19 protein-coding genes are annotated in these 24,128 nt (G+C 71.5%); 9 read left to right on the forward strand and 10 right to left on the reverse strand.

Annotated elements, in window-relative coordinates; all coding sequences use genetic code 11:
• Nucleotides 1-65: 65 nt before the first annotated feature.
• On the reverse strand, nt 66-1,148 hold the full coding sequence (locus NCI01_RS01140; RefSeq protein ID WP_254179624.1) for an inositol-3-phosphate synthase: 1,083 nt from the start codon (nt 1,146-1,148) through the stop codon (nt 66-68).
• Nucleotides 1,149-1,214: 66 nt separating this feature from the next.
• A complete protein-coding gene (locus NCI01_RS01145) occupies nt 1,215-1,793 on the reverse strand; it encodes a PadR family transcriptional regulator (RefSeq protein WP_254179625.1) in 579 nt (192 codons plus the stop codon).
• 74 nt (nt 1,794-1,867) lie between these two features.
• Here NCI01_RS01145 and NCI01_RS01150 point away from each other — a divergent pair, with 74 nt between their 5' ends.
• Together NCI01_RS01150 and NCI01_RS01155 are read left to right on the forward strand one after the other, a co-directional pair.
• Nucleotides 1,868-4,237, forward strand: coding sequence for a transglycosylase domain-containing protein (locus NCI01_RS01150; RefSeq protein WP_254179626.1), 2,370 nt, complete (start codon nt 1,868-1,870; stop codon nt 4,235-4,237).
• An 8-nt stretch (nt 4,238-4,245) separates the two neighbouring features.
• A complete protein-coding gene (locus tag NCI01_RS01155; protein WP_254179627.1) occupies nt 4,246-5,526 on the forward strand; it encodes a glycosyltransferase family protein in 1,281 nt (426 codons plus the stop codon).
• Here the strand turns inward: NCI01_RS01155 and NCI01_RS01160 are convergent.
• Both NCI01_RS01160 and NCI01_RS01165 read right to left on the reverse strand, forming a co-directional pair.
• Nucleotides 5,437-6,525, reverse strand: coding sequence for an alanine racemase (locus NCI01_RS01160; protein WP_254179628.1), 1,089 nt, complete (start codon nt 6,523-6,525; stop codon nt 5,437-5,439). The two genes, NCI01_RS01155 and NCI01_RS01160, sit on opposite strands and share 90 nt — an antisense overlap.
• Nucleotides 6,522-7,667, reverse strand: coding sequence for a lipid II:glycine glycyltransferase FemX (locus NCI01_RS01165; protein WP_254179629.1), 1,146 nt, complete (start codon nt 7,665-7,667; stop codon nt 6,522-6,524). Before NCI01_RS01165 ends, NCI01_RS01160 begins: the two co-directional genes overlap by 4 nt.
• A 372-nt stretch (nt 7,668-8,039) precedes the next feature.
• Between NCI01_RS01165 and NCI01_RS01170 the strand changes: the two genes are divergently transcribed.
• Together NCI01_RS01170 and NCI01_RS01175 are read left to right on the forward strand one after the other, a co-directional pair.
• A complete protein-coding gene (locus NCI01_RS01170; RefSeq protein ID WP_254179630.1) occupies nt 8,040-9,527 on the forward strand; it encodes a hypothetical protein in 1,488 nt (495 codons plus the stop codon).
• Between the two features lie 166 nt (nt 9,528-9,693).
• Nucleotides 9,694-10,191, forward strand: coding sequence for a class F sortase (locus tag NCI01_RS01175; RefSeq protein ID WP_254179631.1), 498 nt, complete (start codon nt 9,694-9,696; stop codon nt 10,189-10,191).
• Here NCI01_RS01175 and NCI01_RS01180 read toward each other — a convergent pair whose 3' ends face one another.
• Nucleotides 10,192-10,992 (reverse strand): deoxyribonuclease IV, encoded by an 801-nt coding sequence (locus tag NCI01_RS01180; protein WP_254179632.1) that lies wholly within the window; start codon nt 10,990-10,992, stop codon nt 10,192-10,194.
• Nucleotides 10,989-11,939: a serine/threonine-protein kinase gene (locus NCI01_RS01185; RefSeq protein ID WP_254179633.1), complete on the reverse strand. Its 951-nt coding sequence runs from the start codon at nt 11,937-11,939 to the stop codon at nt 10,989-10,991. Before NCI01_RS01185 ends, NCI01_RS01180 begins: the two co-directional genes overlap by 4 nt.
• 225 nt (nt 11,940-12,164) lie before the next feature.
• Between NCI01_RS01185 and rpsF the strand changes: the two genes are divergently transcribed.
• The 4 genes from rpsF (at nt 12,165) to rplI (ending at nt 14,086) form a co-directional block, all read left to right on the forward strand.
• On the forward strand, nt 12,165-12,455 hold the full coding sequence (gene rpsF / locus NCI01_RS01190; protein ID WP_186339658.1) for a 30S ribosomal protein S6: 291 nt from the start codon (nt 12,165-12,167) through the stop codon (nt 12,453-12,455).
• Between the two features lie 127 nt (nt 12,456-12,582).
• Complete coding sequence (locus tag NCI01_RS01195) at nt 12,583-13,191, forward strand: single-stranded DNA-binding protein (RefSeq protein ID WP_254179634.1); 609 nt, start codon at nt 12,583-12,585, stop codon at nt 13,189-13,191.
• Nucleotides 13,192-13,388: 197 nt separating this feature from the next.
• Nucleotides 13,389-13,625 carry a 30S ribosomal protein S18 gene (gene rpsR / locus NCI01_RS01200; RefSeq protein ID WP_056603689.1) on the forward strand — a complete coding sequence of 79 codons (237 nt, stop codon included), beginning with the start codon at nt 13,389-13,391 and terminating at the stop codon, nt 13,623-13,625.
• 14 nt (nt 13,626-13,639) lie between these two features.
• Nucleotides 13,640-14,086 carry a 50S ribosomal protein L9 gene (gene rplI, locus NCI01_RS01205; protein ID WP_254179635.1) on the forward strand — a complete coding sequence of 149 codons (447 nt, stop codon included), beginning with the start codon at nt 13,640-13,642 and terminating at the stop codon, nt 14,084-14,086.
• A 68-nt stretch (nt 14,087-14,154) separates the two neighbouring features.
• On the opposite strand, the gene NCI01_RS01210 is transcribed toward rplI, so the two are convergent.
• The 4 genes from NCI01_RS01210 to NCI01_RS01225 form a co-directional block, all read right to left on the reverse strand.
• Nucleotides 14,155-14,568, reverse strand: coding sequence for a DUF8738 domain-containing protein (locus tag NCI01_RS01210; RefSeq protein WP_254179636.1), 414 nt, complete (start codon nt 14,566-14,568; stop codon nt 14,155-14,157).
• Between the two features lie 106 nt (nt 14,569-14,674).
• A complete protein-coding gene (locus tag NCI01_RS01215) occupies nt 14,675-19,375 on the reverse strand; it encodes a S8 family serine peptidase (protein ID WP_254179637.1) in 4,701 nt (1,566 codons plus the stop codon).
• 190 nt (nt 19,376-19,565) lie between these two features.
• On the reverse strand, nt 19,566-20,723 hold the full coding sequence (locus tag NCI01_RS01220; protein ID WP_254179638.1) for a hypothetical protein: 1,158 nt from the start codon (nt 20,721-20,723) through the stop codon (nt 19,566-19,568).
• A 55-nt stretch (nt 20,724-20,778) separates the two neighbouring features.
• Entirely contained in the window at nt 20,779-22,140 is a 1,362-nt protein-coding gene (locus NCI01_RS01225; RefSeq protein ID WP_254179639.1) for an MATE family efflux transporter, read from the reverse strand.
• 548 nt (nt 22,141-22,688) lie between these two features.
• Between NCI01_RS01225 and dnaB the strand changes: the two genes are divergently transcribed.
• Nucleotides 22,689-24,092 carry a replicative DNA helicase gene (gene dnaB / locus NCI01_RS01230; RefSeq protein ID WP_254179640.1) on the forward strand — a complete coding sequence of 468 codons (1,404 nt, stop codon included), beginning with the start codon at nt 22,689-22,691 and terminating at the stop codon, nt 24,090-24,092.
• The last annotated feature ends 36 nt before the right edge of the window (nt 24,093-24,128 follow it).

Here is a 24,128-nt window from a genome sequence, read left to right on the forward strand (position 1 = left end):
CCCCCCGGTCCTGACGTGGACCGGGGGGCCGCTGATGGTGCTGGTGACGGCGCGGGCCGTCGGGGTCACTCGCCGCGGATGAACTTCTCGAGCTCGGCGCGACCGACCTCGTCGGCCATCTGCACCGGCGGGGACTTCATCAGGTAGGCCGACGCGGGCAGGATCGGGCCGCCGATGCCGCGGTCCTTGGCGATCTTGGCCGCACGGACGGCGTCGATGATGATGCCGGCCGAGTTGGGGGAGTCCCAGACCTCGAGCTTGTACTCGAGGTTGAGCGGGGCGTCACCGAAGGCGCGGCCCTCGAGACGGACGTAGGCCCACTTGCGGTCGTCGAGCCACGCGACGTAGTCGGACGGGCCGATGTGGACGTTGCGGTCGCTGACCTTGTCGGCGAGCTCGCCCTTGAGGTTGGAGGTCACGGCCTGGGTCTTGGAGACCTTCTTGGACTCCAGGCGCTCGCGCTCGAGCATGTTCTTGAAGTCCATGTTGCCGCCGACGTTGAGCTGGTACGTGCGGTCCAGCGCGACGCCGCGGTCCTCGAACAGCTTGGCCATCACGCGGTGGGTGATGGTGGCGCCGACCTGGCTCTTGATGTCGTCGCCGACGATCGGGATGCCCGCGTCCTCGAACTTCTTGGCCCACACGGGATCGGAGGCGATGAAGACGGGGAGCGCGTTGACGAAGGCGACGCCGGCGTCGATCGCGCACTGGGCGTAGAACTTGTCGGCCTCCTCCGAGCCCACCGGCAGGTAGGACACGAGCACGTCGACCTGGGCGTCCTTGAGGGCCTGGACGACGTCGACCGGCTCGGCGGCCGACTCCTCGATGGTCTGGCGGTAGTACTTGCCGAGACCGTCCATCGTGGGGCCGCGCTTGACCTCGACGCCGAGCGTCGGGACGTCGCAGATCTTGATCGTGTTGTTCTCGGAGGCGTCGATGGCCTCGGAGAGGTCCTTGCCGACCTTCTTGTCATCGACGTCGAAGGCGACCACGAACTCCACGTCCTTGACGTGGTAGTCGCCGAAGACGACGTGCATGAGCCCGGGGACGGTCCCGGAGGGGTCCGCGTCCTTGTAGTACTCCACACCCTGGATGAGGGAGGTGGCGCAGTTGCCCACTCCCACGATCCCTACTCGTACCGAACCCATGGGGCTCTCCTTCTCTGTGCTGGGCCTTCTGGCTGCTGGTCAGTGGTGGTCTTCGGTGCTGTGGTCTCAGCTGGTCTGGCTGGTCTGGTTGGCGGGACTGCCGGGCTCGTCGCCGCGCTCGGCCTTGATGAGGTCGGAGAGCCAGCGGACCTCACGCTCGACCGACTCCACGCCGTGGCGCTGGAGCTCGCCGGCGTAGCGGTCGACCTCGGCCTGGGTGCGGGCCAGCTCGTCCTGCACCCGGGCGAGCCGCTCCTGGAGCCGTGAGCGACGTCCCTCGAGGACGCGCAGGCGGATCTCCATGTCGGTGGAGGAGAAGAACGCGAACCGGATGTCGAAGTTGTCGTCCTCCCACGCCGTGGGCCCGACCTCCGACATCAGGCGCTGGAACTGCTCGTTGCCGGCCGGGGTGACCTCGTAGACGATGCGGGGCCGGCGGCTCGTCGGCGTCGTCGTGGTGGCGACCTCGGTGATGAGGTTGGCCCGCAGCATCTTCTTCAGTGCCGGGTAGAGCGAGCCGTAGGACAGCACGCGGCCCCAGCCGAGCATGAGGTTGAGGCGCTTGCGCAGCTCGTAGCCGTGCATGGGTCCCTCGTGCAGCAGCCCGAGGACTGCCAGCTCGATGGTGTCTCCACGGCGTGCCATGTGACCTATCGTACCGATATATCCGCGGGTGACGAATCTGGGTTGTCGGACCCCGCCCCGTACCCTGTTGCCCTGTGAGTGCTAAGAAGCGGAGGGCCGACGGCAAGGCCATGACCCGGCGGCCGAAGACGCGGCGCACGGGCAAGCAGCAGGCGGCCCGGATCGCCAAGGTCCTCGCGATCCTCGGCGTGGTGGGAGCCCTCGTCCTCGGTGGCGTCGTCGTCGTCCTCTACCAGGCGATCAGCATCCCGGAGCCCAACGAGGACTTCGAGGCCCAGACCACGTTCGTCTACTACCGCGACGGCGAGCGGCAGCTCGGCACCTACTACGAGGACCAGAACCGCGTCTCGATCCCGCTGCGCGAGATGCCCGAGACGATGCAGGACGCGGTGGTCGCCGCGGAGAACCAGACGTTCTGGACCGACAAGGGCATCGACCCCAAGGGCATCGTGCGCGCGCTGTTCTCCAACGCCCGCGGCAACGACCGGCAGGGTGCGTCCACGATCACCCAGCAGTACGTCAAGATCCTCTACCTGACGAGCGAGCAGAGCTACAAGCGCAAGATCCGCGAGGCCATCGTCTCGCTCAAGATCCAGCAGCAGCTCAGCAAGGAAGAGGTCCTCGAGGGCTACCTCAACACCATCTACTTCGGTCGCGGTGCCTACGGCATCGAGGCCGCCTCCGAGGCCTACTTCGACCACCCGGCCAGCGAGCTCAACCTCCGCGAGTCCGCCGTCCTCGCCACCGTGCTCAACAACCCCTCGAGGTACGACCCGGCCAACGGCAAGGAGGCCAAGGAGGACCTCAAGGGGCGCTACGCCTACGTCCTCGACAGCATGGCGGAGATGGAGACCATCACCCCCGAGCAGCGGGACAAGGCGGTCAAGAAGCTGCCGAAGTTCCCGAAGATCGCGGCCCAGAGCCAGTTCGGTGGGCAGCGCGGCCACATGCTGGCCCTGGTCAAGCAGGAGATCCTGGCGCGCGGCATCGCCGACGAGGACGAGATCGACGGCGGTGGCCTCCGCATCACCACGACGTTCGACCCGCAGGTGATGGCCGACGTCGAGGAGGCCGTGAACGAGCAGCGGCCCGACGCCGGCATGCCCGGCGAGGCGGGCAACAAGGACCTCCACATCGGCGCCGCCACCGTGGACACCGCGACCGGCGAGCTCCTCGGTTTCTACGGCGGCCAGGACTACCTCGACTCCCAGATCAACTGGGCGGTCTCGGGCGGCATGGCCGGGTCGACGTTGAAGGCGGCCACCGACGTCGCCGCCATCCGGGACGGCTTCTCGCTCAACGACACCTTCGAGGGCAACAGTCCCATCGACATCGCCGGCACCGAGTTCAGCAACCAGGGCGACACCGACTACGGCTCGGCCGTGTCGATGCTGTCCGCCACCGAGAACTCGGTCAACACCGCGTTCGTCGACATGGTCGACTCGATGGCCGACGGCCCGCAGAAGGTCATCCAGGCCGCCGAGGACCTCGGCATCCCCGGCAACGAGGCCCAGAGGTGGGGCATCCCGCGCCGCTCCATCGACTTCCAGGACAACGTCGGCGTGACCCTCGGCACCGCCCAGGTCAGCCCGATCAACATGGCCAACGCCTACGCGACCCTCGCCAACAACGGCGTACGCAACGAGGTCCACGTCCTGCAGAAGGTCGTCGACAAGGACGGCAACGTCCTCTACGAGGCCAAGAAGCGCAGCAAGGAGACCGTCGACCCCGACATCGCGGCCGACGTCACCTACGCGCTGCAGCAGGTCGTCGAGTCCGGCTCGGGCACGGAGGCCCTCGCCCTCGGCCGGCCCGCCGCGGGCAAGACCGGCACGGCCACCAACGAAGACGACGAGGTGTCCTCCTCGTGGTTCGTCGGGATGACCCCGCAGATCTCGACCGCGGTGATGTACGTCCGTGGCCGGGGTCGCGAGGGCCTCGACGTCCCGCGCCCCGACGGCGCCGACCTGTGGCTGCCGACCAGCTCGGACGGCAAGTCCGGCTACTTCGGCGGCAACTACCCCGCGAAGACCTGGACCTCGATCATGCAGCGCGTGATGGAGGGCAAGGACGTCGAGGAGTTCCCGGAGCCGGTGTACGTCGACGGCGACGCGCCGGAGGAGGGCCACGACTACACCCCGCCGCCGCCCCCGCCGTCCTCGTCCGCGCCGCCGCCGCCCCCGCAGCCGTCCAACACGCCGACGGAGACGGGCGGACCGCCGACGCCGACGGAGACCCCGACGGAGACGCCGACGGAGACCCCGGTTCCGACGGAGACGCCCGTGCCGACGGAGACGCCGGTCCCGACGACGCCGCCGGTGCCGACGGAGACGCCGGTCCCGACGACGCCGCCCGCGCCGCCCCCGCCGCCGGAGAGCCCGACCACGCCGCCGCCCGCCGGGCGGCCCCAGCTGCGCCAGCCGCTGGCTGACGCACGACCCTGAGACCGCCGGTGGACGCCCACGTCCGTCCCGCGACCGAGGTCGTCCTCGACGACCACGACGCGCCCACGCGCACCGACCCGGTCGCCGCGACGATGTCGGAGGTGGTGGGCGGCCCGCTGGGCGACCACGCCGGTGGGCACCACTGGTGGGACGCCGGTCGGGTGCTGGCCGGTGCGACGGCCCTCACGCTGGCCGCGGGCATGGTGGGCAAGACGGCCTGCGTGCCGTCGGCGTGGGGCAACGAGGACCAGCCGTTCACCGAGCTGTGCTGGACCGACCTGGCGGGCACGTCGGTGGACGCCGGCGCACCTCCCCGGGTCGCCGACTGGGTGCGGCAGGCGGCGGAGTGGCTGCCCGGAGGCGGCGCGGTCGCCACGACCGCCGCCCTCGCCGTCCTCCTCGCGGGGCTCGCGCTGCTCGCGACCGCCCTGCTGGTGCGCGTCGACCGGCGCCGCCCCTGGGCTGCTGCCGGGTGGGCCCTCGGACCCGTGCTGCTCGTGCACTGGCTGTCGTGGGAGCTGGTGGCGGCCGTGGGGGTGGCCGTGCTGCTCTGGGGCTGGACGTCGGGGCGGCCCTGGCTCGCCGGCGTCGGCGCCGGGGTGGGTGCGGCGTTCGCCCTGCCCGTGGCCGTCGCCTTCGTGGGGGTGGTCGCCGTCGGCGGTCGTCTCCGCGACCGGGTGGACGCGCTGCTCGCAGCGGCGGCCGCCTACGTCGTCGTCACCCTGCCCGGGCGCGCCACGGCGGAGACGCCCGACATCGGCTCGATCTGGTTCCTGCTCGCCCGGACGGGTGTCGGCGGTTCCACCACCGCGCGCACCGTCGTCCAGGTCGTCGTCCTCGCCCTGGCGGCGGGCGCTGCGTGGTGGCTCGTCCGGCGGGCGGGGCGACCCGACGCGCTGACCAGCGCGCGCGCCGGACTGGTCCTCCTCGCGGCCGCGCTCGCGGTGGTGTCGTCGGCACCCCCCGAGACCGCCCTGCTGCTGCTGCCGCTGGCCGCGATCGCCGTACGACGCTGGCGCGACCTGCTGGTGTGGCAGGCGCTGCACCTGGTGAGCTGGGTGCTCACCGGCTGGTACGTCGGGCAGGCGCTCGTGCCGACCGTCGCCGACGACGCACGCGCCTACTGGCTCGCGGTCCTGCTGCGGGTGGGCGGGCTGGTGTGGCTGGTGGCGGCCGTGCTGCGAGACGCAGGTGCGGGGTCAGTCGACGACCACGCGGTCGAAGTCGGTCGCGGTGAACCGGACCCGGACCTCGATGTCCTCGCCGATGCGGGGGACGCGCGCCCCTGACGGGACGAACAGCATGGACGCCTGCATGTGGGGCGGCTCGGCGAAGAGCCGCTGCTTGCCGTCGATGGAGAACGGCGAGCGGACGAAGCCGACCGCGTCGAGGCCGCCGCGGGCCAGCGTCGCGGCGCGTGCCTTCAGCGACTGGTCGCCGGTGGGCGCCTCGAGGCCGATGCCGTGGGCGGTGCCGCCGCTCACGACGACGATGTGGCCGTGCTTGGGCGCGCTGCGCCCTCGATAGCCGAAGGTGTCGCCGCGCTCGACCTCGTGGACGTCGAGGACGGTCGCGGTGACGGTGAGCGCCCCCCGGTCGCCGAGCCACAGGTCGGTGCCGATGCGCGGACGGATGGTGAAGTCCGGGTAGGTCGTCGCCAGCCGGTCGAGCTCGGCCGCGGTCAGGTGGGAGACGAAGACCGTGCGGGTCGGCAGGCCGGAGGCCACGATGTCGTTGATCAGCCGGCTCACCTCGCCGAGGTGGGACGTGGTGTTGAGGGGGAGGTGCATCGCCACGCCCGAGAGGCCGCGCCGGTCACTGCGTCCGGGTCCGAGCGTCGCCGCCGCGGCAGCGAGCCCGCGACGCGTCATCCCGTGACGCAGCATGGAGGTCAGCTGCTCGAGCACGAACCGGGCGTCCGGGTCGCGCTCGCGCAGGGCCGCCAGGTCGTCGGGCCGGCTGACCGTGTGCACCACGCGGGAGGCGAGCCGCGGGTCGAGGTCGAGCGCCGCCCCGAACGGACGCCACGGCGTGAGCACGAGCAGGTCGCCCGCATAGCGGCTGGCGGCGTCCTCGACCTCGTCGTAGGTGCCGACCGCGATCGTGTCGACGGGCGCCCCGGTGTCGTCGGCGTGGTCGGCCAGCCACTGCGCGCGGCGGGCGAGACGCCCGACCGACAGGCCGTAGCCGTTGCCCTTGGCGACCGGCACGATGCCCGGGTGGGTGCGGACCGTCCGGAGCAGGTGGGAGCGCCACCGCTCGCCGTCGACCCTCAGGACCAGGCTCATGCGCGCGCTCCCCGCCGGGCCAGGTAGAGCTGGAAGGCCTTGTAGATCGCGCGGTTGAGCGGGAGGTCCCACTCGCCGGCGTGCTCGACGGCCTCGCCGCCGGTGCCGACCTTGAACTGGATCAGTCCGACGTGCGGGTCGTCCGCGTCGAGGGTCTCGGTGATGCCGCGCAGGTCGTAGACGTGGGCGCCGGCGTCGAGGGCGTGGCGCATCATCGCCCACTGGACGGCGTTGGAGCCACGGACCTCGCGCTTCTCGGTGGACGAGGCGCCGTAGGAGTACCACGCGTGGGTCCCGACGCGGATCCCGATCGTCGACGCGACGAGGTCGCCCTCGTGCCGGGCCAGCCAGACCTGGATGCGGCCGGGGTCCTCGGCGGCGAGCGCGTCGTACATCGTCTCGAAGTAGGACAGCGGGCGCGGCGTGAAGTGGTCGCGCTCGGCGGTGTGGACGTAGAGGTCGTGGAAGGCCTTGAGGTCGGTGCGGTCGCCCAGTGCGACCTCGACGCCGGCCTTGTCGGCCTTCTTGATGTTGCGGCGCCACAGCTGGTTCATGCCCTTGAGGACCTCGTCCTCGGTGCGCGGCCGGCCCTCGTCGTCGACCAGCGGGACCTGGAAGTTGAACTGCGGCTGCCCGGCGGAGAAGCCGCCCTCGGCCGTCTGCTGCTGCCAGCCCAGCTCGTGCAGCTGCGCGATCACGCAGGCGCCGTCCTTGGTCCGCTCGAGGGGAGGTACGTCGCCGAGCCGGCGCACCGAGTCGTCGGCGATGCCGGCCTTGACCTGCTCGGCGGACCACCGGCGGGTCACGACGGGCGGGCCCATCCGGACGGCGAAGGCACCCTGCGCCTTGAGGTGGGCGACCATCGGTGCCAGCCACGAGCCGAGGTCGTCGTCGGACCAGTCGATGACCGGGCCCTCGGGGAGGTAGGCGAGGTAGCGGCGGACCTTCGGCAGCTGGCGGTAGAGCACGAGGCCCGCGCCGACGAGCTCGCTGCCACGGAACCAGCCGATGGACTCGGACCGCCACTCGGCCTTCACGCTGGCCCAGCCGGGCGTCTGGAGGAAGCTGGCGGACGACCGGCTCGCGATCAGGTCTCGGTGCTGCTGGGTGGAGATCGGACGCAGCGTCAGGGGAGTCGTCACTCCGGACAGGTTACAAGGGACCAGACACGACCCCCGTACGCGTCTGGTCCCTCCACCGATACAGACGCAGTCCGCCTGTCTTTGGTTGCCATGTCCCGGCGAGCTCGTCCGCGCGAATGTCGCTGACGAGTCCCGCGACACTCGTCTGCCACCCGTGCGGGTGAGGCTCACTTGAGAGAAACCGTGGAGATCGTCAGGACATCGTCAAGACGACCACAAGGTTGGCCTCAAAGGTCTATGGGGCCGTACCAGGCGGGTACCCGAGGACGTTGCACAAGTAGGGACCGGGCGGTCTGTGGGAGACCAGGTGCCCCGGCCTCTGCCATCGAGGGCGCACCTCGCGCCGCGACCGATCCTTTTTGGGGGACCAGCATGACTTCGAACGACGACCGCTACCGACTCGCTCCACGCCTGGGACTCGCCGCGGTGCTCTGCACCGGCGCCATGGCGCTCACCTCCATGCCCCTCGCGCACGCCGACCCGGGCAACGGCCAGGGCCAGGGACAGGGACAGGGACAGGGGCAGGGCCTGGGACAGTCCCCCTCCAACGCCCCGGCCCCTGCCCCGACTTCTGCCCCGACGCCTCCTGCCACGCAGGCCCCGGCTCCCCCGAACCCCGGCAACAACGGCGGTGGGCAGGGCAATGGTGGCGGCCAGGCCGGCAACCAGGGCAACGGCGGCAACCAGGGCAACGGCGGCAACCAGGGCAACGGCGGCAACCAGGGCAACCAGGGCAACGGCGGCAACCAGGGCAACGGCGGCAACCAGGGCAACGGCGGCAACCAGGGCAACGGCGGCAACCAGGGCAACGGCGGCAACCAGGGCAACGGTGGCGGCCAGCCCGGTGGCGGCAACGGTGGCGGTCAGCCCGGTGGCGGCAACGGTGGCGGCCAGCCCGGCGGCGGCAACGGCGGCGGCAACGGCGGCGGTGGGTCCAGCGACCCGGCCGGCAACAACGGCACCGTGAAGATCGCCCCCCTCGGTGACTTCGACGGCATCCCCAACAACACGCCGCACGTCGGCTGCACCTTCCTCGTCGAGTGGTACGGGTTCGACCAGGGCGCCGACATCATCTCGACCGTCTCCTTCGCCGAGCACCCCCCGACCACGGGCGTCGGCATGACGGTGAGCGGTCCTTCGCGGGTCTTCGTCGGAGGTGACCCCGCGTCCGGCGCGGGCACCCCCACCGGGCTCGACGGACGCCAGCAGTACACGTTGTCCTTCACCGGTCAGCCCCACCCGAAGCAGGGCTACCACGTGAAGCTCACCATCCACACGCCCGGCTCGATCGGCAACGACACCAAGACCAAGGTCTTCTGGGTCCAGGGTTGCGCGCCGACGACCCCGCCGACGACCCCGCCGACGACTCCGCCGACGACTCCGCCGACGACTCCGCCGACGACTCCGCCGACGACCCCGCCGACGACCCCGCCGACGACCCCGCCGACGACCCCGCCGGCCACCCCGCCGACGACCCCGCCGGCCACCCCGCCGACGACTCCGCCAGTCACTCCGCCGGTCACTCCGCCGGTCACCCCGCCGGTCACCCCGCCGACGACCCCGCCCGCGGTGGCTCCGAGCACCGCGACGGAGCAGCCGCAGGAGGCCGAGGACACCGAGTCGCCCGAGGTGCTGGGGGTCCAGGCGTTCGGTGGTGACAACAACTCGGGTGCCGGCTCGCAGGAGAGCACGAGCCCGTCGTCCTCGTCGCCGCAGTCCGCGCTCCCCACGGCCGTCAACGCCGGCGCCGCGGGCGCGACGCCGGTCGGCCCCAGCCCGATCGAGGCCCTGCTGGGCCTGCTGATGGTGCTCGCCGGTGGTGCGCTCGCCCGAGTGGGGTGGCACCGCGTCCGTGGCTGACACGCGTCGCCGTCGTCGCCTGACGACACTCCTGCTGGGAACAGCCGCACCCGCGCTCGTCGTGGGTGGGCTGTTCCTGGCGGACAGGGGACTGGAGGAGCCTGCGCCCCCACCGGTCCAGCCGCGGACCGCGACGACGCAGCCTGCGCCGCCACCCGCGATCCGCGTGGCCGCCCCCACCGGGCGGCCCGAGCCCGGGTCGTCGGCTCGGCCTGCTGCCCCGGCTGCGGGCCTGCGGCCCGAGGTGGTCGTCGTACCGGCCCTCGGGGTCGAGGCGCCTGTGACGCCCATCAGCATCCAGGCCGGTGCGCTCACGCCGCCCTCGGACCCGCAGCAGGTCGGCTGGTGGTCGGGCGGCGCACGGCCCGGCGCGAGCGAGGGCGCCGCCGTCGTGACGGGCCACACGGTCCACACGGGGGGCGGGGCCTTCGACGATCTCGACGCGCTGTCGCCGGGCGACCGGGTGGTGGTGCGCTCGGGCTCCGAGACGCTCGCCTACCGGGTCGGCACCGTCGAGGTGCTGAGCCGCGACGAGCTCGCCCGGCGCAACCGCGAGGTCTTCGGTCCGACCGGGCCGTCCCGGCTGGTCCTCATCACCTGCGAGGACTGGGACGGCACCGGCTACCGCAGCAACGTGGTGGTCACGGCGCAGCCCGTCGACTGATCAGAGGTGCTCGCGGAGCCAGGCGAAGTCGGCCTGGTGCTCGCTCGCACCACCCGGCGTCTCGCAGATCACCGGCGCGCCGGCGGCACGCACCACGCCGGCGAACTCGTCGGCCGGCAGGTGCCCCTGCCCGAAGTTGGCGTGGCGGTCGGCGCCGGAGCCGAACGTGTCGCGCGAGTCGTTGGCATGGACGAGGTCGATGCGACCGGTGATGCCGAGCACCTTCTCGACCGCGTCGCCGAGCTCGATGCCGCCCGCCCACGCGTGGCAGGTGTCGAGGCAGAACCCGACCATCTCGGCGCCCTCGGCCGAGGAGATCGCGTCCCAGACGCCGGCGATGCGGTCGAGGTGGCGGGCCATGGCGTTGTCGCCGCCGGCGGTGTTCTCGATGAGCAGGGGCACCTTGATGTCGGTCGCCTCGACGGCCTTGCGCCAGTTGTCGAAGCCGACGGCCGGGTCGTCGCTCTTGTTGACGTGGCCGCCGTGGACGATGAGCCCCTTGGCGCCGATCGCAGCCGCGGCATCCATGTGCTGCTGCAGCAGCTTGCGGCTCGGGATCCGGATGCGGTTGTTGGTCGTGGCGACGTTGACCACGTAGGGGGCGTGCACGTAGAGGTCGACGCCGGCCTCCTCGGCCGCGGCCCGCAGCGCCTCGGCGCCGCCCGCGAAGCGGACCTCCGGACCCTTGTAGCCCTGGGGGTCGCCGAGGAAGAACTGCACCAGCGAGGTCTCGCGCGCCAGCGCCTCCGCGATCGGGTCGGTCTGCTCGACGTGGGCGCCGATGGCGAGGGAGCTGGTCATGCGGTCCACCCTAGGAGGACCCACAGACATCCGACGACCACGCCGGCGAGGACCGCGACCGCAGCCCACCCGACCCAGTCGACCGCCGCGCCCGGCCGGGACGTCGTACGTCGTCCGCGTGGCGGCGGACCCAGCCGGTCGGGCACCGGAGGACCCGCAGGCGCCGGCACCGGCAGCCGCCGGAGCAGGCGCAGCGCCGCGTCGGCGGTCGCGATGCGTTGCTCGGGGTCGGTCACCAGCAGCCGCTCGACGAGGGGTCGCAGGGGGTGCGACGGGATGGGGCCCTGACGCGCGGGCGGCTCGCCGGTGACGAGCTCCAGCGCCACGCGTCCCACCGCGTAGAGGTCCTGGCTCGGCTCCGGGGGTGCTCCCCGTGCCTGCTCGGGCGCCATGTAGCCGTCGGTGCCGATGGCGCCGGGGACGGTCGTGAAGCGGCGGTCCGCGACGGGGGCGGCGACCCCGAAGTCACCCAGGCGCAGGTGCGGCGGGCCGTCGCCCGTCGCCTCGAGGAGCAGGTTGGCCGGCTTGACGTCGCGGTGCACCAGCCCGGCCCCGTGGACGGCAGCGAGGCCGAGCAGCAGCTGCTCGACGAGCAGGGCACAGGTGCCGGCGTCGAGCGGGCCGTGCTCGCGCACCAGGTCGGCCACCGACCCGCCGGCCACGAGCTCCATGGCCAGCACGACCAGGTCGTCCTCGGCGGCCCAGCCGTGCGGCGCCACCACGTGCGGGTGCCGCACCCGCACGGCCTGCTCGCGCACGAACCTCGCCAGCAGCGTGGAGCCGTGCCGTCCGAGGACCTTCAGCGCGACGTCGTGGCCGGTGCGCAGGTCGTGCGCGCGCCAGACCGACCCCATGCCTCCCGACCCCACCTGGTCGAGCAGCCGGTAGCGGCCCGCCACCACCGTGGAGGTCCGCGGGGCGGTCCACGAGGAGGTGGGCGCACGCATCCCCCGACGCTAGCCCGCCCGGCGGCCGCCGGGGCGTCGTCCACAGCCCTGCATGCCCGGGGGTACGACGATTCCGACGCCGAGCCGGTGCGCTGGTAATCTTCCCCGGTTGCCTTCGGGCGACCGCGGCGCGCGACCCAACGTCGTACTCCCGCCGCGAACGCACAGTCCCTCCTGCCACGGAAAGCCCGTGGCCGCTCTAGCCCAGAGGAGGTGGAGACCGCTATGCGTGCCTATGAAGTGATGGTCATCCTCGACCCGAGTCTCGACGAGCGCACCATCGAGCCGTCGCTCGACAAGTACCTCAACGTGATCCGCAAGGACGGTGGCTCGATCGAGTCGCTCGACGTGTGGGGTCGTCGCCGGATGGCGTACGAGATCAAGAAGAACGCCGAGGGCATCTACGCCGTCATCACGCTGACGGCCGAGCCCGCGACGGTCAAGGAGTTCGACCGCCAGCTCACGCTGAACGAGTCGATCCTGCGCACGAAGGTCATGCGTCCCGACGCCCACTGATCGCCCTCCCGGGCATCTGTGGAAAGACACTTCCCGCTGTCGGTGAGTGCCTGTTTGATGGGCGCATCACCGGGAGCACCCACCCGGATCATCTGCACAGCAGCAGGACATTCTGAGGAGACCTGACATGGCAGGCGAGACCACCATCACCGTGATCGGCAACCTCGTCGACGACCCGGAGCTGCGGTTCACCCCCTCGGGGGCACCCGTGGCCAACTTCCGGATCGCGTCGACGCCGCGCACCTTCGACCGCCAGAGCAACGAGTGGAAGGACGGCGACACGCTGTTCCTCTCCTGCGCTGTGTGGCGGCAGGCCGCGGAGAACGTCGCCGAGTCCCTCCAGCGGGGCATGCGCGTGATCGTCCAGGGTCGCCTGAAGTCACGTCAGTACGAGACCCGCGAGGGTGAGAAGCGCACCGTCTTCGAGATCGACGTCGAGGAGGTCGGCCCGTCGCTGCGCAGTGCATCGGCGAAGGTCACCAAGACGACGCGGCAGGGCGGCGGTGGCGGCTACTCCGGTGGCGGCGGTGGCGGCGGCTACTCGGGCGGCGGCGGGCAGCAGTCCGCTCCGGCCGACGACCCGTGGGCCACACCGGCTCCCTCGCAGCAGGGTGGCGGCAGCGGCTGGGGCGGTCAGCCCCAGGGCGGCCAGCAGGGTGGCGGCCAGTCCGCTCCGCCCAACGACCCGTGGGCCACGCCCGGGGTCAGCGGCGGCAACGACGAGCCCCCCTTCTGATGTGCGACCCACTGCCGAGCGAAGCGAGGCAGTGACGGGTCGCCAGGTCGAGTAGCCCGCACGGCTGAGCTCGCGAAGCCGTGACCAGGGCGTATCGAGACCCTCGACCTCGGTCCGGGAGACCAGACAAGAAGCATCCATCACCATTCCGTCCCTGATTTGCCTCAGGGCCGGGCTCACTGAAAGGGAGCACCACAATGGCCAAGGCAATTCTGCGCAAGCCCAAGAAGAAGGTCTGCCAGTTCTGCAAGGAGAAGGCGACCGGTGTCGACTACAAGGACACCACCCTGCTCCGCAAGTTCATCTCCGACCGCGGCAAGATCCGCGCCCGCCGCGTGACCGGCAACTGCGTCCAGCACCAGCGCGACGTGGCCATCGCCGTCAAGAACGCGCGCGAGCTCGCCCTGCTGCCCTACACGTCCACCGGTCGCTGAGAGGAGCACGGGACATGAAGCTCATCCTGACCCAGGAGGTCGACGGACTCGGCGCCCCCGGTGACGTGGTCGAGGTCAAGGACGGCTACGGCCGCAACTACCTCGTCCCCCGTGGCCTCGGCATCCGCTGGACCCGCGGTGGCGAGAAGACCATCGAGTCGATCAAGGCCGCCCGCACCGCCCGCGCGGTGCGCGACGAGGACCACGCCAAGGACGTCAAGGCCAAGCTCGAGGCCAACGCCGTCAACGTGAAGGTCCGCGCCGGTGAGGGCGGCCGCCTGTTCGGCGCCGTCACCACCACCGAGATCGCCGACGCCATCACGGACGTCTCCGGCGAGAAGGTCGACCGCCGCACCATCGTGGTGGTCAACCCGATCAAGTCGCTCGGCGCCCACGAGGTGTCCGTCAAGCTGCACGACGAGGTGTCCGCCACGGTGGCCCTCAACGTCGTCCCCGCCTGACGCGACCGACTCACTCACACGGCCCGCCACCCCTCAGGGGTGGCGGGCCGTGGTGCGTCCGGACGCCCTCACTGCGTGGGCTTCGCGCAGCGCTCGGGCGGCCGACTGCCGCCGGCGTGGTACTCGTACGTCTTCCCGCCGGCCCGCAACGTGATCCGCGAGCCGTCGACGAGCGCCTGCGTGTAGGACATCCCGGGCTCGGCGCAGCCGCGGCTGCCGTCGCGCCAGGTGACCTCCTCCACCGAGACGACCTCGACCTCGGCGGGGTCGACGACGAGGGTGGCGGCCAGGTCCTCCACCGCGAGGAGGACGTCGCGCCTGGGGGCGGGGGCGCCCGTCGGGCTGGGGGTGGGGTTCACGGTCGTCTCCTCGGCGACGGGCGGGTCGGTGGTCGGCTGGTCGGCACCCTCGTCGGGCGTGCCGCACGACGCGAGCAGGGCGCTCGACGCGAGCAGCAGGGAGAGGCGACGGCTCGTGGTCATCATGGCAGTCTGACGGCACGCTCGACATCGATGTTCCGGACATGACGAAGGGGCCGACGGTGTTGCCACCGCCGGCCCCTCGTCATGTGGAGAGGTGAGGATCAGGTCACTTCTTCGCGACCTTGATCTTCAGCCGGTCCTTGGACCCGAGCACCGCGGCGTCACCGAGGTACTCGACCCTGACCTTGATGTTGCCGACCTTCCGGGCCTTCGGCAGCACGAGCTGCGCCTTGCCGAAGCGGTTGAGCGTCAGCGTCCAGGTCTGCTTCTTCAGCGCGCCCTTGACGGTGACCTCCACCGTGCCGGTAGGCGTCACCTTCGGAGCGGACACGGCGATCTTGAGCTTGGCCCTCTTGCCCTGCTTGACCACCTTCGGGGCGTCCACCTCGAGCCGCGACTTCACCTTCGGCGCGGGGGCACCGGGGGCCGAGACCACCAGGTTGACCGGGTCCGAGGTGCTGGCCAGGTTGGCGGTGTCACCGAGGTACTTCGCGGTGACCGGGATGGTCCCGGCCGTCGGGAAACCGCTCAGCGTGGCAGTGACCTTCCCCGCGTCGAGCGGGGCGGCGGTGATGAGGCGGTCGCCCGCCCAGAACTCGACCGACCCCGTCGCGACCGTCTCGCCCGCGCTGAAGACCGTGGCCGTGGCCGCGGTCGTCTTGCCGGTCTCGATGCGGTCCGGGCTGATCGACAGTGCGACCTCGGCACGCTCCTTCGCGCCCTTCACCACGACGGTGTTGGTGACCGACGCCGGCTTGGCGCCCGGGTCGCTCGTGGTGTGGACGGCCTCGTTGACCAGCCGCTGGCGCTCGTGGACGTCACCGTCGACGGTCACCTGGTAGGTGAACGACACCGGGTCGCCGAGCGCCGACTCGTAGGTCATGCACACGACGGTCCCGTCGGTGATCTTCGTGCCCACGTCGGCCTTGTTGACCAGCGCCTGGCCGTTGGTGCCGTCCGCGTTCTCCGTGCCGACGGTCACCTCCGACAGGTCGGCCTTCATGTCGTCGTAGACCCACACCAGGTCGTTGCTGCCCTCCTGCAGGAAGACCTGCATGTCGAGCGAGTCGCCCGGCGCGTTCCAGCCACCGTGGTTGTCCCACTCGATGATCCGCAGGCCGGAGCTCGTCTGGGCCGTGGTGACGCCCGAGTTCGACGCGGCGTCGTAGAAGACCTGGCCGTCGCGCCACATGCCCGCGGCGATGTTGTTGGGCAGCGCCGGGTTGGGCAGGGTCTGGGGGACCCAGGGCTCGTCGTCGTTGGTCTGGGCCCAGTTGTCGGCCCCGCCGTAGACCAGGAAGCCGTCGTCGGTGTAGCCGACACCCCGGAACGACCCGCCGTAGAGGCCGAGGTCGGTCGAGGTGAAGGCGTTCCACAGCTTGGAGTCGCCGGAGACCGCCGGGTCGGCCTTCAGGGCGCCACCCGTGGCGGCGAAGAGGTCGGTGTAGTCGGCCCTGCCCGAGAACGGGTTGACGCAGGACGTGTCGGTCTTGCTCGACGTGATGTCGTACGTCCCCTGCTCGCCGTAGGTGGAGGGCAGGTCTGCCGTCCACGTCACCTTGCCGTCGGCGTAGGTGGCGCCGCCGGTGGCCGAGCCCTCGACGTATGTCGTCCCCGCCGGCAGGGTGTCGGTGATCGAGTACGTGAGGTCCTCGCGGGTGACGTTGGGCGCCACCTCGACGGTGTAGGTGATCGTGTCACCCGGTCCCGCCTCGGTCACGTCCGCCGTCTTGGTCACGTCGTCCTCGATCCTCCTGACGACCACCGGTACGACGCCGATGTCACCCGGGTTGGCCGACGAGGTACCGAGCGTGAGCGTGCCGTGCCAGGTCTGCCCGGCCTCCATGGCGTCCTCGTCCCAGAAGGTGCGGATCGAGAACGGCGTGGCGGCGGGCAGGGCACCGTCGGGGCCCTCGGCGCGCAGGTTGCCCTGGTCGCCGGCGACCACGGCGGTCACCAGGTCGGTCGTGTCGGTGCCGGAGGGCGAGGACTGCCAGTTCTGCACCAGCACCCAGTACGTGCCCGGCTCCGGGTCGGCGATCTCGACCCGCTCGTCGGAGCCGGCGCTCGCGCTCATCGCGACCACGTTGGCCTCCGAGACCTCGCCCGTCCCGACGTAGAGGTCGAAGTCGGGAGCGGTCGAGTTCTGCAGCTCGGCGATGAGGCTCGTGGCGCCGGCAGGCACCGCGAGCTCCTCGGCGTGCGTGCCGTTGCCGTCGAACGCGTTGGGGTTGGTCGTGTCCTGCGGGATGGTCAGCTCGACCCTGTCCTCGGGCACCAGGCCGCTGGCGTCGACCTGCAGGTCGGAGATGGCGACCGCCTCGAGACCCTCCTCCACCTGCGAACCGGCGTCACGACGGGTCGTGATGTCGATCGAGGTGGGCAGCACGCCGGCCGACGGCAGGACGCCGACGGGCAGGTGCGCCACCGGGGCCTGCGAGCCGGAGGGCGGCGTCAGCACCAGGGTGCCGAAGAGCCACGTGTCGGTCGCGACGTCCGGGCCGAGCTGGGCGGTGACCGTCACGTCGACGTCGCCGCCGTCGGTGACCGCGACGCTGGTCTTGTCGGTCGACAGCGTCAGGCCGGGGGACAGGTTCTCCACCGAGACGCTCCACGTGCCGACACCGGTCGAGGTGCCGGTGAACGTACGCGTCCAGGCACACGTCTGCAGGCACTCCTCGTCGGCCATGCTGGCGGTGTTGAGCGCGCGGACGTCGCCGCCGACGGCCGGGTTGGCACCCTGGTAGCCGGCGAGCGTCTCGTCGAGCACCAGGCCCGCCTTCGCGGCGCGACGGAGCTCGATGCGACCCGAGCCCATGTCGAACCAGTCGGCCTGGGTGCCGTCGTTGTCGGTGATGTCACGCTCGGCCGTCGTCATCAGCGCCGACTGCGACTCCGCCGGGGTCCAGTCGGGCTGGACCCCCTTGAGCAGCGCGAGGGCACCCGCGGTGTGGGGGCTGGCCATCGAGGTGCCGGAGATGAAGTGCCACTCGACGCTGTTGTCGGTGCCGGCGGCGGCGAGGATGTCGACGCCGGGAGCAGAGACGGACGGGCTGATCGAGGAGACCGACCGGTTGGGGCCGCGGCTGGAGAACGCGGCCATGATGTCGCCGTTGGCGTCCTTGACGTCGGCCACCGCGCCGGACAGGGCGGCCTTGGTGCCCGGGTGGGCGGCCATGAACGCCTTCAGCGCGACGCCGTCGGCGTAGGTGATGTGCGCGGCCGGGAGGGCGTGCGCGTCACCGTTGAGCGAGGTGCCGCTGGCCTGGTCGTTGGCCAGGATCATGCCCTCGGCGCCGAGCTCGGCGAGGTTCTCGCCCTTCTCGACGCGGCCGTTGCCACCGCGGTCGCAGACGACGATGAGGCCCGTCAGGTCCGTGTCCGCCGGGAAGGAGCCGACCGGGGTCTCGTCGTCGGGCTGGCTGCACCGGGCGTTGTTGTAGGGCGCGGAGCCCGCGTAGACGACCGGGAACGCACCGTCGGTCGGCCCGGACAGGCCGGCGCCGGTGATGTCGGGCCGGGTCTCGGCGTCGGTCGCGGTGATGCCGGTGACCGAGGCGACGTACTTGCGGTCGTGCGTGGTCGCGCCGACCGTCGTCATCCACGGGACGTCACCGGGGCTGCCGAGGGTGGCCGCACCGGGACCGTCGTTGCCGGCCGAGGTGGCCACGTGGATGCCGGCGGCGCGGGCGTTGAGGAAGCCGATGGCGTCGAGGTCGGTCCAGGGGCTGGAGGGGGCGCTCGAGCCGATCGAGTAGTTGATGACGTCGACGCCGTCCTCGATGGCCTGCTCGATCGAGGTGACGATCGAGTAGCCCTGGCAACCGCCGTCGCAGACGTCGTAGCCGATGATGTTCGCGTGCGGGGCGACGCCCTTGATCTTCGAGGTCACCGAGAACTCGTGCTCGGTGCCCTTCGCGGCGTACGCCGTCGCCTCGACCTGGTTGCCGGCCGTGGTGCTGCCGGTGTGGCTGCCGTGGCCGTCGTCGTCGTAGACGTCGTCGAACGGGTCGGAGGCGGGGTTCTCCGGGTCCTCGAAGTTGTAGTAGCCGATGAGCTTGTCGTTGCAGCCCCAGCCCTCGTAGTACTGGTCCTCGTTGGAGGAGTCGCACATGCCTAGGTAGTTGCCGGCGCCGAGCGGGTTGGTGTGGTCGAAGCCGTCACCGCCGTCGGCCTCCGAGACGCTGTCGGCGAACGACGGGTTGGCCGGGTTGAGGCCGGAGTCGAGGATGCCGACGATGACGCCCTCGCCCTTGCTGCCGACGCCACCGGGGACGTTGGTGCCGTCCCACACGGTGGGTGCGCCGATCCACTCGGGGCCCTTGTCCGTGGTGAGCTCGCGCTCGAAGTCGACCTGGACCGCGGAGACGCCGTCGATGTCGGCGACCTTCTTGGCCTGGGCGCGGGTCATCCGCACGGCGACGCCGTTGAGGGCCTCGGTGTAGCGCTTGAGCACGGTGACGTCGCCGCTGGTGACGCGCGAGATCGAGTCGACCAGGTCGGACTGCTGCTCCTGCAGCTCGCGGCGGTAGCCGGACTCGGACTTCGTCGAGGTCATCCCACGCTCGACAGCGACCGCTCGCCGCGGAACGGCCGGCGCCTGCAGCTGCACGAAGTAGGTCTCCGGAGCCGAGCCGGTGCCGAGCTCGAGCACCGTCCCCCGCTCGAGGGACTTCGCCAGCGAGGACTCCGCAGGCAACAGGTCGCCGGGGTCGGAGTCGGCTGCGTTGGCAGCCGTCCCCCACGGCACGAGGAGTGCGGCTGCGACGCTGGTGGCGGCGCCGGCCGCGATGGTACGACGGATCACACGGATCTCCCGTTCGGAGTGAAGTGGCCCCACTGCACGCCGGAACGCCCCCGAGATCGAGTGCGCCCGCCGTGCGGGCAGAGAGTGAACAGACGTATCTGAAGTCACAGGAGTCGCACCTGTCAACGGAAACAACCGACGGAACGTGTCCCTTAACCAAGACGTAACGCCGGAGGATGTCCGGTCGCGATCAGCGTCCAGAGTCGCGCGTTGCGGCGGGGAACCGGTTGGGGCGCGCGACGACGGCGTCGAGGACGACCGGCTTCGCGCTCAGCGACTCGATGACGATCCTGCCGGTGCGCAGGCCGGAGTAGCGGTCGATGACGACGAGCTGCTTCATCGCCGTCCTCGGCCCGGAGAGGTTCACGACGTGCCAGTCGCGCCTGCCCACGCGGACCCGCACCTTGCCGTGCCTGGGTCCCGCCGAGGCGAGGAGCCGGAGCTCGCCGACCGTGGTGCGGGGCAGCACGAGCCGCGCGCCACGACGCGACGCCTTGACGGCGTCGCCGCGGAAGTAGCCCGGGTCGGTGACCTTCTTCCAGCCCCGCTGTCGGGTGAGGTTGCGGGGGACGAAGAACTCGATCGGCTCCGACCACGCGCTGGCGTTGCCGGCGGCGTCGATCGTGCGGGCGGAGAAGCGGTGCCGACCGGCGGCCGGGTCGGGGAGCTCCCACCGACCGCCCGCGCAGGCGACGGGCAGGTCGTTGTCGGTGCACTCGAAGCGTGAGCCCGGCTCGCTGCTGTTGATGCGGATCGGCACGCCGGCCCCGGTGACCACCGGCTGGGTCGGGGTGGTCTCGTCGTAGGAGGTGCCGGTGACGAACACGAACGGCGCCGTGGTGTCCTGTCCCCACGTGAACGTGGCGGGCGTCGGGTCCTCGTCGGGGGTGTCCGGCACGGTGGGCGGGAGCGCCGGAGAGGTGTCCGGCGTCCGGGCCCGGTCACCGGTGTCGACGGCGCGGGCCTCGAGGACGTAGGTGCCGGCCGCGGCGTCCGGGAGGTCGGCGTACGTCACCGGGCTGGTGCAGGCGCGCCAGTCGTGGGCCTGCGGGCCGCCGGTCAGGCGGCACTCGAGGCCGAAGGGCCCGGGGTCGCCGTCGGAGACCTGCCACGCGAGCGTGAAGGTCATGGACGACACGGTCACGAGGCCGGCGGCGTTGGGCGTCGTGGACGGCGTCAGCGTGGTCTCGGGGGGCGTGCTGTCGTCACAGCCGTTCTGCAGGATGCCCGGCGCGGTCTCGTCCACGCAGCCCGGGCTCGCGCCGGCGGGCGCTGCGGCCAGCGGCACCAGGCCGCCCCCGAGCAGGGCCAGCACTCCGAGCCGGGTGGCGATGCGGTGACGTTGCATGGTTCTCCCTCGTCCGACGTCTCGCGAGGCCCCCTCCCGGGCCCCGTCACCGGGCTCAACGAGCGGCGGCCGCTCCGGTCACGAGCCAGCGGTCACCGCGGGCCCGCCAGGAGAGGAGGACGCCGCGGGCGCCCATGAAGACGACCGTCATCGCGACCCAGACCGCGACCATCCCGTGCGGGAGGGTGGCCGCCCAGATCGCCGCAGGGGCGTACGCCGCCAGCACCACGAGGCCGGCCCACGCGAGGTAGGCGCCGTCGCCGGCACCGATGAGCACCCCGTCGAGGACGAAGACCAGGCCGGCGACCGGCTGGCCGATCGCGGCGACCAGCAGGACCGGCACGAGCAGGTCGCGCACCGCCGGGTCGGTGGTGAAGAGCGCCCCGATGAAGGGTGCGACCGCGGCCAGCGCGAGCCCCGCGGCGATGCCGCTGCCCCATCCCCACCGGACCATCCGCCGGGTGAGGCGGCGGGTGCCCTCGACGTCGCCGCTCCCGAGGGCGCGACCGGTGAGCGCCTGCGCGGCGATGGCGATCGCGTCGAGGGCGAAGGCGAGGAAGCTCCACAGGGTGATGGCGATCTGGTGGGTGGCGACGTTGACGTCGGTCGCCCCGGTGCCCACCCGGGTCACCGCGTAGGTGCCCACGAGGAGGCAGGCGCGCAGGGCGAGGGTGCGGATGACGAGGGCGACCGCGGCGTGGGCCGCGGCGCCGATGCCGGCGCGGTCCGGGCTCAGCGGCGCGTCGTGCTCGCGGGCGGCGCGGACCACGACGACGAGGAACCAGACCGCGCTGATGACCTGGGCGAGGACCGATCCGATGGCCGACCCGGCGATCCCGAGGTCGAGGCCGTAGACGAGCACGACGTTGAACACGATGTTGAGCCCGTTGCCGACGACCGCGACCAGCAACGGCGTACGCGTGTCCTGCAGGCCGCGCAGCACGCCGGTCGCCGCGAGCATGACCAGCAGCGGGGTGGTGCCGAGGAAGGCGATGGACAGGTAGGTCTCCGCGTGGCCGGCGACCTCGGCTCCGGTGTCGAAGACGCCGACCAGCGCCGGGGTGAGCGCGATGCCGCCGGCGGTGGCGATGACCCCGATGAGGACGGCGAGCCACACGCCGTCGACGCCCTGGGCGAGCGCGCCGCGCAGGTCGCCGGCCCCGAGGTGGCGGGCGACGCTCGCCGTGGTGCCGTAGGCCAGGAAGACGCAGAGCCCGACCACGGTCTGCAGGACGACCGCGGCGACGCCCAGGCCGGCGAGCTCCGGCGTGCCGAGGTGCCCGACGATGGCGGCGTCGGAGAGCAGGAAGAGCGGTTCGGCGACGAGGGCGAGGAAGGCCGGCACGGCCAGGCGGAGGATCTCGCGGTCCGTCTCGCGGCCTGACTCGCGGGCTGACTGGCGGTGGGGCGCCTTCACGGGTTCACCCTAGGAACCCCGCAGACTCGACCGAATCCGGGGCGGCGTAGCGAGGACTGTGCATCGACGTACATAGCCCGTTGGAGCTACCTGTGCATGGCCGTGTGGATGACGGTGCGGTGGCGCTGGTCACGGCCGCGGGACGACGGATCGGCGGGCATCCTCCAGATGGCGGGCAGGTGAACGGTCCTGTGAGGCAACAATTTCGTGTCCACAGGGTGTGGGATCTGTTTGCGCAGGTCAGCGGCCTACACGGGTCAGATTTCCCCGGCGCGTCCACAGGGTGGTCCACGGCGTGTGCACGTGGGACCGCGTGTCGTCCACGCTCGTGCCCACCTTCTCCACAGAGCCTGTGGATAACTCGGGGTCGTCGGCTTCCCACCGGGGGCCGCGAGCACGTACGGTCCTGCGCGAGCCAGTCACGGATCTGCTGGTGGAACTCGGGCGCGAGCGGAGCCGGCGGCGATGTCGGATCGATGTCAGTGGTCGTCCCTAACGTCGTGGTCAACGGACCCGAGCGAGACCCAACGAGTGGGAAGGGAGCACCGGTGAGCGTCACCTTCGAGGGGGACACCGACGAGGCCTGGGGCGACGGGCCGGCGGCCTACGAGCCCGGTGCCTCGCCCCGCTCACCGGGTGACCGGACACCTCCGCAGGACAACGCGGCCGAGCAGAGCGTGCTCGGCTCGATGCTGCTGTCGAAGGACGCCATCGCCGACGTCGTCGACGTGATCAAGGGCGTCGACTACTACCGCCCCGCCCACGAGGTGATCCACGACGCGATCATCGACCTCTACGGTCGCGGCGAGCCGGCCGACCCGATCACCGTGGCGGCCGAGCTGGTCAAGCGCGGCGAGCTGCAGCGCATCGGTGGCGCCCCCTACCTCCACACCCTCTCGGCCAACGTGCCGATCGCGGCCAACGCCGGCTACTACGCCGAGATCGTGCGCGACAAGGCGATCCTGCGCCGCCTGGTCGAGGCCGGCACCCGGATCGCCTCCCTCGGCTACGCCGGCGAGGGCGAGATCGACGACGTCGTCGACAGCGCCCAGGCCGAGGTCTACAAGGTCACCGACCGGCGCGCGAGCGTCGACTACGCGCCCCTGAGCGACATCATGAGCGGCGTCCTCGACGAGATCGAGGCGATCGGCAACCGGGAGGCCGGGCTCTACGGCGTGCCCACCGGCTTCGCCGACCTCGACGACCTGACCAACGGTCTCCACTCCGGCCAGATGATCATCGTCGCGGCGCGTCCCGCCATGGGCAAGAGCACCCTCGCCCTCGACTTCTGCCGGGCGGCGTCGATCCACAACAACCTCACCAGCGTCTTCTTCAGCCTCGAGATGACGCGCTCGGAGATCATGATGCGCCTGCTCTCCGCCGAGGCGAAGGTCCCGCTCAACCACATCCGCAACGGCACGATGCGCGACGACGACTGGGAGAAGCTCGCCCGCAAGATGGGCCAGGTCTCCGGGGCGCCGATGTTCATCGACGACAGCCCCAACATGACGATGATGGAGATCCGCGCCAAGGCGCGGCGGCTCAAGCAGCGCCACGACCTCAAGCTCATCGTCATCGACTACATGCAGCTGATGAGCTCGGGCAAGAAGGTCGAGTCCCGCCAGCTCGAGGTCTCGGAGTTCTCCCGCAACATCAAGCTCCTCGCCAAGGAGCTCGAGTGCCCGATCATCGCGCTGTCCCAGCTCAACCGTGGTCCCGAGCAGCGTGGCGACAAGCGCCCGATGATGAGCGACCTGCGTGAGTCGGGCTCGCTCGAGCAGGACGCCGACATGGTGATCCTGCTCCACCGCGACGACGTCTACGAGAAGGAGTCGACCCGCCCCGGCGAGGCCGACCTGATCGTCGCCAAGCACCGCAACGGCCCCACCCGCGACCTCACCGTCGCCTTCCAGGGCCACTACTCCCGCTTCGTGGACATGGCCCAGGGCTGAGCAGCCTGACGGGCGGCGTGGCCCCGCGGTGTCGCG

Origin of the sequence: Nocardioides pinisoli (assembly GCF_024199985.1) — a bacterium.
Classification (GTDB): Bacteria; Actinomycetota; Actinomycetes; order Propionibacteriales; family Nocardioidaceae; genus Nocardioides; species Nocardioides pinisoli.